Below are 12346 nucleotides of genomic sequence, written 5' to 3' on the forward strand. Positions count from 1 at the left end.
ATAAATAGGAGGCTGCTTATGCGGAACTTATCAGATGAAACGAGAGAAATACTGCTACAAGCAGGATGGAATCCAAATAATAAGGTTGATTTAACCGAGACAGTAAAATTTTTAGAGGCAATGGGGTATCAAGTATTCAATCCAGTTATTGAAGCATTAAGTCTATTTGGTGGAGTTGAATATAAATTTAAGCATCCGGATGGAAGTTTGGAAACCTTTCGTTTTAGCCCTGAAGAAGCTGTTGGGGATTACTATGAAAAAGAAGACTTTGAGGAATTTGAAGCGCGAGTGAAAGAGCCGCTTGTTGTAGTTGGAGAGGCATACCGTGGAAACTTAATAATGTTTATCTCGAAATCAGGGAAGGTTTTTGGGAAAAACGGGTATTCATTATTTAAGTTCGGAGATAACATTTTGGAGGCACTAGACACTCTTTGTTTATTTAGAAAACCGGAAGAAATAGAATGATAAAGTTCAGTCATTTATGAAAGACTTTGGCAACACGAGAGAAGGCAATCCGGTGCTCAATGAGCCACTTAGCCTTGTGTTTATAACGTAATCCAATTTTTCACGAATTGAGATGTTCGCACAAAAAAGCTGAAAAAAGTATACCCTATTTAATGCAATAGCGTTACGTTAGACAGGTCATATGGTCAGATACTACCATGATTGGCCTGTTTTTTGTTATGTTCGCTTTGTTGCAGTTTTTTCAAATAAAACTGCAACAATATACATACAAAAGCAAGCCGGCAGCAAACTGGGTCAGAAATTTAATGAGCAACTGAGTAAAATGGCAGACAGCCTAAACACCGAGAAGTTGACCACAGCCAAGGAGCCCCAGTTCCATCAATTCCGCACGTGAATAAGATGGACAGCGGACCACTTCCACAGACGGATGTGCAGAAGAATTACAATAAGGTTATGAAGGAAATGGAAGAGAACGCGGGGAAAAAGGTTGATGGAACTGGCAAATCTAAGAGATTGATTCCGGGAACTCCTGGTAAGGTAACGGGGGGAAGTTCCACGAAGTTAGGTAAGAATATGTTTGAAGAGATGGGGTTACGCAGGTCTACAAAGCGTACTCCTTATCAAGCACAGCATGTTATTCCAGCAGAGTTTAACGAACATCCTGTTATTGAAAAAATAGGAATGGATATGGACCATGCCTCCAATGGTTTTTTCCTTCGCGTTCCAGACAAATATACAAGTTCAACCTCGAGGCATCAAGGCTATCATTCAGTTTATAGCGATTTTGTAGAGAGTAAACTTAATAAAATAGATATAAACCAAGATATAGCCGCTATTGAAAAGCAAGTGTTTGATTTGCAACAAAAGTTGAGAAAACTTCAAGAAAAAGGGCTACCACTATATATGACAGATGATTATCTACAAAAAGAATTGAAAAAAATAAAATCCAAAGGTATGGATGATTATTTACTTGACAGAGCTAAAAACAAAGATAAAATTAAGCCTGTTTGGGACAGAGGCGGGGGCGCAATAATAGATTTGTGGGAAAGGTGGTTTGATAAGTTATGAAGTACGGAATACACAGTAATTTAGTTGAAGAGGTTATTCAATTCTCAAATTCTATGATGGATTTTCCAAAAATAGAAAGACCTCAAAATATTGTTACAATTAATCAATATGAAGAGGCGAAAAGACTAGCCATTACTGAAGTTTTCGGTGAAGATGAATATACTTGGTCTGATATAAGACAACTTGAAATGGGAAAAGTTAAGGGAAAGTTGTATAAATTAGATTCTTCCCAAAAACCTAATGGTTTGGATGAATTAACTGAATTAATAGCAGATGGTCTTAGAAGTCAAATAACGGACTCTTATAGTGATTTTTTTGAAAGTGTTGTAGTAGATTTGAGAAACTGCGCAATGAATCGTGCAATAAATGGTGAAATTGAAAATTTTTATGAACAAGTTTTTAGAATCTATAAGGCTGGTGGTTTTCCATGTGGGTGGGATGGTGACGAAGGAAGACTTATTGCTTATTTTTCTTAAAAACAGTAATGTTTTTCTTTACTTTTTTGGACTAGAGATTGTGGATACATTTCAGTAAGCAGAACGTTATACCAAACTTAAACAAATACTTGGTGACACTATCAAATACTGGTGAATAACTCCTAGCCCCCAAAACAAGCAGTAAACTTGTATGGGGGCTTCTCAATCATTAGCTTATTTATAATCAATCGACCCTATGAAAGCCTATACATTCTTTTAAATAAAAAAGTTGACATATGTTTAAAAATAGGAAAAAAGTCACTGAGACTAAAGTCGCTTGTTAGATGATTATACATTCCTTAATCTGCTGAAATTCGACATTTTTTATGCTAGATAGATGTGTTCGAGATTAAGCTAGAAGTCAACGAGGTTGTCGTATCAAGGAATACGTCTTTTTTAGGAATTCATAAGAAGGAGACTTTAACGGAGAAGTAGTGCCATTGCGCGATTGTGCTTGTCCTTCATGAGTTTTTCTTATCGCTCATTCACATATTATAAATTCAGTTCGATTAGATTAGAATATTTGCATACATATGTATAAAAATGAGTATTAAGTCTCGGAAACTCCCTTTGCTACTGCGAATTGACAAAATATGAAGCAGTGGCTAATATGGTTGGGGAGACGGAAGATACTGGAATTTATAAAGGGGTAATGAGTTTTGAACAAGAGACTAGATAACAGATGTAGTAGCAAAATGAAATGGGGCCAAACGATTTTTGGAGCGCTGTTGGCGCTTAGTCTGGTGTTACTCAGTGGGGGTAACGCGTGGGCCTCATCCAATGAACAATTAAAATGGATTGAGGGTGGCCGAAAGGTAGACCTGGGAAAAATGGCTGCGGTTGAACTGGACTCCTCTCTTCTTTTCTTGGATGCAGCTAACACAGCAAAGGTAAGCGAAATGAATCACGAGAAGCCATCTGGCAAGGAAATTGGGAGTATATTTCCGAAAGATGAAAATCAAAATTGGGAAGTTGTTTTTGAATACTATGAACTTGGACACATCAAGGATGATGAAAAAGAAGACATCGATGCGGATGCCATTCTAGATAGTTATAAAGAGGGTACGGAAGAGAGTAACAAGGAAAAAGCGGAAAGTGATCGCCTGTATGTTACGGGCTGGGATGTGGAGCCTTTTTATAATGAAGCGACCCATAATCTAACCTGGTCTATGCTGGCGGAGGATGGGAACAAGGAAAAGCTGATCAATTATAATGTTCGTTTGCTCACTCGCCAGGGTTATATCTCTGCAATATTAGTGTCCGATCCTGCGCATTTGGACGCAGATAAGAAGTTTTTGAATGAGAACATATTACCCAAGCTGACAGTCAAATCAGGTGAGCGGTACGAGGATTTTAATGCTTCAACGGACAAAATTTCCGAATACGGCCTGACCGGATTGATTTTGGGAGGAGCAGGCTTGGCAGTAGCTAAAAAAGTAGGCTTGTTGGCATTACTCATTGCTTTTTTTAAGGGCGCGGGAATTAAGGCTATCATACTTATTGGTGCTGCTTGTGCAGGTGTCTTTGGTGTGATAGGCAAGTTTTTTGCCAAATTATTTCGCAAGAAAAAATCGGAATCCATGCACAATGAAACGAACGTTCAGGATCAGTCAGAAACACTACAGTAAAGATAAAAAAACACTCCAACATAAAAATGCTGATAAAAAGGGGATGGTGATTGAGCGCAAATCACCATCTCTTGCAGCTTGAGAAGCACAACAGGACATAAGTAGCTGAGCAGAACTAATTTACATGAACAGATGATCATGGAGACGATAGACCTGTGAATCATCTGTTTTTCGTATTTTTTATCCCTTGTAATACTTTCGGTACACCGCGGGCGTTGTGCCTTCATACTTTTTGAATATTTTAATGAAATACCCCGGCTCATTGAAGCCGAGCTCGCTACTGATCTGAGATACAGGAATATCTGTAGCTTCGAGCAACTGCTTCGCCCATTTAATCTTCAGGCGGGAAAGATAGCTAGAAAAGTTCTCACCTGTTTCCTTCGCAAACAGCCGACTAAAATAGCTTGGGCTAATGTGGCACAAGTCAGCCATGGCTTTAAGAGAAAAAGTTTCACCCTTGTGCTCAAAAATATATTCGAAGGCAGGCTTTAGTACGGGATTTCCGCACGGAATATCCACATCTCCTGAGGAATTCAGATAGGCATCTGCTAAGAAATTATTCATTTCTTTCTTAAGGCTTTCGATATGCTCCAGCGAGTAGCCAGGAAGGATCTCGGACAACTGCAGAGTAGACTGTGTGGCTGACGCCTTCTCGAACATTTCTGCGAGAAGATTTTTGTTCATCGCTTCTTCAACAATATAATTACACAATAAGGATAACATGTTGGAGATCATCTGGATTTCCTGATAGGTCATGGATGGCAGATCGGCGAAGTCGTTCTTAAGTTCCTCCCATTTGGAACTGTACAGTTTTTCATTTTTTGACGTGAGGATTTGCTCCAGCTGTAAGGCACTCGAAGGATCGGCTAAGCGGACCTGACCTGCCATGACGGCGCCGATGTACTTATCGTTGATAATGATCGGTACCGCGATGTCGACGATGTCATAATGACAGAGATAAATATAAGGTTTATTGGAACGCACCGCTTCAAGTCCACCGCGAGAGTCACATTTTTGGCAGTAGGGAAGGAGATTCTCATCCTGGCGAACCTTCTTGCAGAACGATTGGCATTGGCTGTGGCTAGTTACGGGATTCCCTTTAAAATCGACGGTGAGAATGGCTAATTTGGTAACGGATGCTAACGAATCCTGCAACTGCTCCCACTTTTTCAAATCAAAGATTTTCTGGATGCTCAAATGTTCACGTATCAAGATTCTCATCCCTTAATGGTAAATTATCCTGTAAGCAATAACAAAAAAGTACAATTTGTGATCTACAGTGCAAAAGAATACGATTGTAGATTATAATATATTCCTTGATTCCTCCAATGTAAAGTTTACATGGTTCGGTTATAGTTTTAATCAGAACGAAGCCAACACAATCATAAGGAGGAATTATAGATGAGAAAAGCTTTTATCAGCCCAAGCAAATATGTACAAGGTGAAAATGAATTGTTGAATTTGGGTTACTATGTGAGCACCTTCGGCAAATCCGCTTTACTGATTGCGCATCCTGCCGATGTGGCGCGGGTAAAAGATAAGCTTGATTCCACTTTGAATAAATATAACGTGACCTTTATTGAAAGCGGTTTTATGGGTGAGTGTTCCAGACAGGAAGTGTCTAGACTTCAGGAAATCGCCACTGCGAATGGATGCGATTGTATCGTAGGTCTCGGCGGCGGGAAAGCGATCGACGCGGCGAAATGCGTGGCTCAAGGGGAAGCGCTTATCATCTGTCCGACGATTGCTGCGACGGATGCACCGACAAGTCACTCGGCCGTTCTTTACACCCCGGAAGGCGCTTTCGACGATTACGCCTATTTTAAGCAAAGTCCGAGTGTCGTATTAGTCGACACCACCGTAATCGCTAATGCACCAACCCGATTCCTCGTATCAGGTATGGGTGATGCGCTGTCGACTTACTTTGAAGCCCGTGCGACCTCCCGTTCTTACTCCAGGGTCAATGCCGGACTGCCTAACGGAGTACGCGAAGGACAGTGTGCGCCAGCAGTAGGTACGAATGCGGCGATTGCACTTGCAACGCTATGTTATGAAATGTTGTTAAAAGACGGTGCCAAAGCAAAAGCGGCATGTGATGAAAACCAAGTTACGCAAGCACTCGAAAATATCATTGAAACTAATATTTTACTCTCAGGCCTCGGCTTCGAGAGCGGCGGACTTGCGGCGGCCCATGCGATTCATGATGGACTCACGATTTTGGAAGGCACGCATCATTATTATCATGGAGAGAAAGTAGCATTCGGCACGATCGCACAGCTGGTGCTCGAAAACGCGCCCACGGAAGAATTGCATCAGGTACTTGATTTCTGTTTAGCCGTCGGTTTACCGGTCTGCTTGGCCGATATCGGCGTCGATCATATCAGCCAGGAAGAACTCATGGAAGTAGCTGCAAAGGCCTGCATTCTGGAGGAATCGATCCATTCCATGCCGTTTCCGGTCACAGTGGAGCAGGTTGCAGCGGCAATCGCTGCGGCCGACCGTATCGGGAGCCAGTACAAAGTGGAGGTAAAGTAGCATGAAAAAGGTCATCAACCGTCCGGAAAATTTGGTTCTTGAGATGTGCAGCGGTATTGCGCTCGCGCATCCCGAGTTGGAATTTCTGCCAAAATACAAATTGCTCAAGAAAAAGGAATTGAACGCGGAGAAAGTAACGCTCATCAGCGGCGGTGGTAGCGGGCATGAGCCCGCCCACGCCGGCTTCGTTGGCAAAGGGATGCTCGATGCCGCGGTCTGCGGTGATGTCTTTGCCTCTCCCTCACAAATTCAAGTATATCAGGCCATCCGAGCGACAACCGGGAAAAAAGGTGCGCTGCTGATTATCAAAAATTACAGCGGCGATATTATGAACTTTAGAAACGGCGCCCATCTGGCCACTGAAGACGGTCTGGAAGTGGACTATGTAAAGGTTGAAGACGACATCGCTGTAGAAGACAGCCTATATACGGTCGGACGACGCGGGGTGGCGGGAACGGTACTCGTCCATAAGATCGCGGGTGCAGCGGCGGAAGAGGGTCGGAGTCTGGCGGAAGTTAAAGCAGTTGCCGAGAAAGCCGCTGCGAATGTACGCAGTATCGGATTCGCATTGACTTCGTGTACCGTGCCGGCGAAGGGCTCGCCAACATTAGAGCTCGGGCATGATGAAATCGAGTACGGCGTCGGCATTCACGGCGAGCCTGGGACCAGCCGCGAGAAGTTGACGGATGCGGATACGCTGGCAGGCAGAATGGTAACCGATCTCCTTCGAGACATGCAGATCGAAACTGGATTCAGCGGAGAAGTTGCCCTGTTGATCAATGGTTTCGGCGGTACGCCTCTGCAAGAACTGTACCTCTTCAATCATGCGGTCACTCGCGAACTAGCAGCGAAGGGGATTAAGATTGATCGCACTTTTGTCAACAATTATATGACGAGTATCGATATGGCAGGTATCTCGGTTTCCATCATGAAGCTGGACAACGAACTGAAAACACTTCTTTCCCATGAAAGCAACACGCCTGCGTTCAAGGTGTCTGGACCTGTTGATCATGTCGTATTTACGGATATTTCAACTGTAGCAGACGAAAATCGGCAAGTATCCTTTGAGGTGGAAACTGACCCTGCCTTCGCGGTTATTGAGAACAACAAGATTACGTTGAACAATCTTATCTACCTAGTCGATAAGATGAGTGAGGTTATCATCAAGAATGAGGTATCTTTCTGCGATCTTGACTCTCATGCAGGCGACGGCGACTTTGGCATGAGCGTTGCAAAGGGATTTCGTCAGCTGAAACGGGAATGGAGAGACATCCTGAATCAAGATTCTTTGACAATGGGAACCTTTCTTCATTCATGCTCGCTCGTCATCATGGAATACTGCGGTGGCGCTTCGGGCCCGATTTGGGGCTCAGCATTTCGCGCAGCGGCACGATCTGCGGGCGAACGAACCGAACTCACCGTTTCCGAATTCGCGGATATGATGCAGGCTGCGGTGCAAGGCATACAATCGACAGGCGAACGTTCTTTCGGCAGAGGAGCCGTTGTTGGCGATAAAACGCTTATAGATGCATTAGTGCCATGTGCGGATAGCTGGTTGGAGAGCGCGAAATTAGATTTTGATGTGAAGGCAGCCTTTGTAAGAGGTGCTCAAGCCGCTGTATCAGGTGCCAAAAAGACGGAAGACATCGTGGCGCGCATGGGCCGTGCCGGAACGGTCGGAGAGAGAAGCCTCGGTTATCCAGATGCGGGGGCTTATGCGCTTGGGGTGATTTTTACGGAGCTCGCTGAGTGTTTGAACTGATTCTCTATATATCCAAAATTACTGTAGCGAACACTTCGTTCAGTTATCCATTCTCACCTGTAACACTCGCTAATTCTGAAAAAATTCAAGGTTTGTTCATTGCAATTGATGTGCATTAGGTTTATAATTTCAGACGGATTCAAAGGGCTTATCCCTGAATCCATGGGAGTTCATCCCATCTGAGCTAGCTTACTGCATGCTCAAATATGAATTAAGCGAGGGATTTACAATGAAAACCTGCTGCACCATCCAAGTTGACGAAGACAGTTTAGTTATTGATTTGCCAGAAGAAGGAACCACGCTAGAGTCCCTGCTCGGTGATATTGAGAGCTGTGGAGGTAGTGAAGAACCTTGGTTGGAACTTATAGACAAGGTAATAGGTAACTCATCTGAGACTGTACTGACAGATCAAGCGACGGATGGCGGCGATATGAAGGAAGATCAGACGACCAAAGAACCTCAAGCAACCACTCAGGGGTAATAGGCAGATCATACGTTAATACGATTTTTTAACACGATACGATTCACATACATGATCATGTATAAGACTGCTATACCGGGCCGAAGGGCGTCGGGAAGCAGTCTTTTTTTAGCATGATGGAAAGTTGAAATCCTCTCTATATCCGCTAAAATTCGTCAAATTTTGCAGTCCGCAGATGAGTCTTTTGTCCCTCCTGCTCTCCGCAATAACAAACGTAATGGCAAACATCCCGAAACCGTGACTTCCTGTTCATTTTCCACCATAAAGTCGAAATATAACATGGAACTAACTATAATAGTAGTAACATCCATATACAGGTAAGTGACACCTAATGTTGGACCTGATCCTCTTGCTGTATAAAGGAGGGGAGCAAAAAGGCGGAGAACAACGTACTGATAAGCTTATCCACTTTATTAAAAGGAAGGAATGTGTAAATGATGAATGGGCAATGGATCCTGCCAAGGATCGCAAAAAGAGTAGCGGTGATGCTAACAGCAGTATTACTGTTAACGTTAACGAACGGATTCAACTGGAATACGCAAACAGCAGAGGCTGCTGGGACGACCCCTGTGGAACGTTACGGACAACTTTCAGTAAAGAATGGTAAACTGGTGGATAAAAATGGCAAGCCAGTACAACTCAAAGGTATTAGCTCTCACGGCGTCCAATGGTTTGGGGATCTGGTAAATCAGGACTCTATGAAATGGCTACGGGACGATTGGGGCATTTCCGTATTTCGGGTTGCGTTGTACACTGAAGAAGATGGTTATATCGCCAATCCTTCATTGAAAAATAAAGTGAAGGAAGCGATTGAGGCAGCACAGAAACTGGGCTTGTACGTCATTATCGACTGGCACATTCTTTCAGATGGCGATCCGAACATTCATAAAAATGAAGCCAAAGCTTTCTTTAATGAATTTTCGACTCAGTACGGCCATTTGCCTAACGTAATCTATGAGCTTGCCAATGAGCCGAATGGGAATGTGAACTGGAACAATCAAATCCGACCTTATGCGTCTGAGGTATCTCAGGTTATTCGCGCTAAGGACCCGGACAATATTATTATTGTAGGAACAGGCACATGGAGTCAGGATGTACATGATGCAGCAGACCATCCACTTCCAGACAAGAATACAATGTATACCGTACATTTCTATGCGGGTACGCATGGACAGTATTTGCGCGATCGGGTCGATTATGCGCTGAACAAAGGCGTGGGTATATTTGCTACCGAGTGGGGTACAAGCGATGCTTCAGGTAACGGTGGTCCGTTCCTGAATGAATCCAAAGTATGGACCGATTTTCTGGCCAGCCGTGGAATCAGTTGGGCTAACTGGTCGCTGGCAGACAAAAATGAGACCTCTGCTGCGCTGTTGCCTGGTGCTGACCGTAAAGGCGGATGGCCTGATTCACAATTGTCCGCTTCCGGCAAATTCGTAAAACAAGCGATACTGGAAGGCTCCAGCAACATTGGTGGAGGCGGAAATAACGGGGGGGATAACGGCGGAGATGGCAACACTGGCGGTGATAACGGTGGTGGCAACAACGGCGGCGATAACGGCAACGGAGGAAGTACACCAGGCAGTAACGATCAAGGGATTGTGCTACAGTATCGCACCGGTGACACGAACGCCAAGGATAACGCAATCCGTCCTGAATTTAATATCAAAAACACAGGAAAAACAGCTGTGAAGTTGAGTGATCTAAAAATTCGCTACTATTACACAGATGAAAGCAAACAAGCTCAGCAGTTTTTTGTGGACTGGGCTAGGATTGGCAATGAAAAGGTAAAAGCAACTTTTGTAACATTGCCAAATCCGAAGGCCAAGGCTGATAAATATGTGGAGATTTCTTTCACAGACGGAGCGGGAACTATCCAGCCTGGCGGGGAAAGCGGAGAAATTCAACCCCGTATTCATGCTGCAAATTGGAGCAATTTTGATGAGACCAACGATTACTCTTATGGTGCTACCCAAACAGCATTCGCAGACTGGGACCATGGCACTGTATATCAGCAGGGGAAGCTGGCTTGGGGCATAGAACCTTAGAATCCAACCGTAACTAACTTTACCGGAACGAGTAAAGTGATGGGATTTTTGGGTGCAATCTTTCCAAGGTTTGGAGTATAGCATATGCGCCTTTAGTATATGCGGGCTGGAACTTTAGGAGGGGACGACTGACACTTTAGTTTCGGTGTGTATACTACCAAAGTACCATGTGATGTTCGACTTTTGTGGTGCTTGAATTACTTCCATAGTGCAGAGGGGTTGGTTCCAATGAACCCCTCTCTACGACAAACCCCCGCTGTTGCCATCATAGGCAGGCGGGGGTTTTAATGTTTCTGAAGCTCAGCCTCCGTTTAACTGCGTCTATACCAAATCAAAAGCTTTGGCCAGCAGACGGTAGGACTGAACACGTTTATCAAAGTCATGAATGGATGAAACGACCAGCAACTCATCGGTACGATACTGCTCAGCCAGTCTTAGCAGCTGTTCCTTACACTGTTCAGGGGTACCAACAACGCGCCATGCTGCGGACTGACGCAGCCGCTCACGATCAAACTCCGTGTATGGATAGGACATTGCTGTTTTCACCGACGGAAGAGAACTCATTTCTTTACCTTGCATGAGCAAAAGGAAATACAAACTAGCACTGGACGCCAGCTGCTCGGCTTCCTCTTCGGTTTCAGCGCAGGCTACCGTGACTGCTGCCATGGAGTGGGGCTTATCACCCAGGATGGAAGGCTGGAATTGCTCGTGGTAACGTGCGGTAGCTTCTACACCACCTGGAGTCCCGAAAAATTGGGCAAAGGCATAGGAGGCACCCATCATCGCGGCCATTCTGGCGCTCTCCCCGCTGGAGCCAAGCAACCATAATTCAGGAACGGTCGAAATCATCGGGGAGGCATGAAGACCGGCAAACCGATGATTGTCAGGCACCGTATCATGGAAGTAGTCGATTAAATCGAGAATCTGCTGTGGATATTGTTCGACAGATTGGTACTTGCCTTCCTGCAGGGCACGAGTAGCCAGCGGTAAACCACCGGGAGCACGCCCTATTCCCAGGTCGATGCGTCCTGGATGGAGCGCTTCCAGCAAGCGGAAGTTTTCGGCGACTTTATACGCGCTGTAGTGTGGCAGCATAATACCGCCTGAACCCACACGAATGCGTGATGTATGAGCAGCCAAATGCGCAATCAGCACCTCAGGGCTGGAGTGCGCTAGAGTTTTGGACGCATGATGCTCGGATACCCAATAACGGCTGTACCCCAGTTGATCAGCTTCACGCGCTAAATCTGTTGTATTGGATAATGCATCCTGAGCATTACCGCCTTCAGGAATATGAGACTGGTCCAGTATACCCAGTTTAAGCATTTTGCAATCACCTCTTACACAACTGTATCAGACACAACTCATTAGGTCAAAACTTGAAATTGGATGGTTTGGTGCTAAAGTTGAATCGGTTGGAGTTTAGGAATCTTTTCGTTATAATGAAGGAAGTGTAGGATGAGAGAACATCCTTGCTAATGGAGAGGGGATTGAATTTGTGTTAAGAACACCTTTGGGGCGTGTCCGACTCATGCTCTGGATTCAAGCTATAGCTTATTTGGCGATACTATTCACCCACCAGCCTCTGCAAGCTGCGGGTATGACCCAGGCGGTTATGGCGATTGGTAACATATACCGGGTGAGCTTTTTGTTGCTCCTCGTTGCTTTGATCTATGGAAAAACAGCACTGCATTGGTCTATACGGCGGCCTCTTTTTATTATGTTTGCATCCTTCATCCCATTTGGTTTGATGATTATGGATTTTGTTTGGGTGCGAAAATGGACAGGGGATTCGGCAGCAGAACAGCGAACTGCATCGTAACATTTGAAGATGTGCTTCGTGTGAAGTGTCGAGGAGTTTGTCTGGCGTAAGCGGGACTGGC

11 protein-coding genes are annotated in these 12346 nt (G+C 44.6%); 9 read left to right on the top strand and 2 right to left on the bottom strand.

Annotated features, from left to right (window positions below; all coding sequences use genetic code 11):
• The first annotated feature begins 18 nt into the window (after positions 1-18).
• From ACWXW9_RS11280 to ACWXW9_RS11295, 4 genes are all read left to right on the top strand, one after another.
• The gene (locus ACWXW9_RS11280) at positions 19-465 is read left to right on the top strand and encodes an SUKH-3 domain-containing protein (RefSeq protein WP_494929464.1); all 447 of its coding nucleotides are present in this window, start codon (positions 19-21) and stop codon (positions 463-465) included.
• A 453-nt stretch (positions 466-918) separates the two neighbouring features.
• Complete coding sequence (locus ACWXW9_RS11285; protein WP_494929465.1) at positions 919-1533, top strand: AHH domain-containing protein; 615 nt, start codon at positions 919-921, stop codon at positions 1531-1533.
• Entirely contained in the window at positions 1530-2009 is a 480-nt protein-coding gene (locus ACWXW9_RS11290) for a hypothetical protein (protein ID WP_494929466.1), read from the top strand. The genes ACWXW9_RS11285 and ACWXW9_RS11290 overlap by 4 nt, the downstream gene beginning before the upstream one ends.
• A gap of 695 nt (positions 2010-2704) precedes the next feature.
• On the top strand, positions 2705-3637 hold the full coding sequence (locus tag ACWXW9_RS11295; protein WP_494929492.1) for a DUF2167 domain-containing protein: 933 nt from the start codon (positions 2705-2707) through the stop codon (positions 3635-3637).
• Positions 3638-3817: 180 nt separating this feature from the next.
• Here the strand turns inward: ACWXW9_RS11295 and ACWXW9_RS11300 are convergent, their stop codons facing one another.
• Complete coding sequence (locus tag ACWXW9_RS11300) at positions 3818-4849, bottom strand: PocR ligand-binding domain-containing protein (protein ID WP_494929467.1); 1032 nt, start codon at positions 4847-4849, stop codon at positions 3818-3820.
• Positions 4850-5038: 189 nt separating this feature from the next.
• On the opposite strand from ACWXW9_RS11300, the gene ACWXW9_RS11305 reads away from it, so the two are divergent.
• The 4 genes from ACWXW9_RS11305 (at position 5039) to ACWXW9_RS11320 (ending at position 10463) form a co-directional block, all read left to right on the top strand.
• Positions 5039-6172: a glycerol dehydrogenase gene (locus tag ACWXW9_RS11305; protein WP_494929468.1), complete on the top strand. Its 1134-nt coding sequence runs from the start codon at positions 5039-5041 to the stop codon at positions 6170-6172.
• Between the two features lies 1 nt (position 6173).
• Positions 6174-7934, top strand: coding sequence for a dihydroxyacetone kinase subunit DhaK (dhaK, locus tag ACWXW9_RS11310; protein WP_494929469.1), 1761 nt, complete (start codon positions 6174-6176; stop codon positions 7932-7934).
• A gap of 196 nt (positions 7935-8130) precedes the next feature.
• The gene (locus ACWXW9_RS11315; protein ID WP_494929470.1) at positions 8131-8415 is read left to right on the top strand and encodes a hypothetical protein; all 285 of its coding nucleotides are present in this window, start codon (positions 8131-8133) and stop codon (positions 8413-8415) included.
• Positions 8416-8849: 434 nt separating this feature from the next.
• Complete coding sequence (locus ACWXW9_RS11320; RefSeq protein WP_494929471.1) at positions 8850-10463, top strand: cellulase family glycosylhydrolase; 1614 nt, start codon at positions 8850-8852, stop codon at positions 10461-10463.
• A 321-nt stretch (positions 10464-10784) separates the two neighbouring features.
• Here the strand turns inward: ACWXW9_RS11320 and ACWXW9_RS11325 are convergent, their stop codons facing one another.
• Positions 10785-11789 (bottom strand): LLM class flavin-dependent oxidoreductase, encoded by a 1005-nt coding sequence (locus tag ACWXW9_RS11325; protein ID WP_494929472.1) that lies wholly within the window; start codon positions 11787-11789, stop codon positions 10785-10787.
• A gap of 172 nt (positions 11790-11961) precedes the next feature.
• Between ACWXW9_RS11325 and ACWXW9_RS11330 the strand changes: the two genes are divergently transcribed.
• Positions 11962-12285 carry a DUF3817 domain-containing protein gene (locus ACWXW9_RS11330; RefSeq protein WP_494929473.1) on the top strand — a complete coding sequence of 108 codons (324 nt, stop codon included), beginning with the start codon at positions 11962-11964 and terminating at the stop codon, positions 12283-12285.
• The last annotated feature ends 61 nt before the right edge of the window (positions 12286-12346 follow it).

It is taken from the genome of Paenibacillus sp. LT-B23 (genome assembly GCF_059417685.1).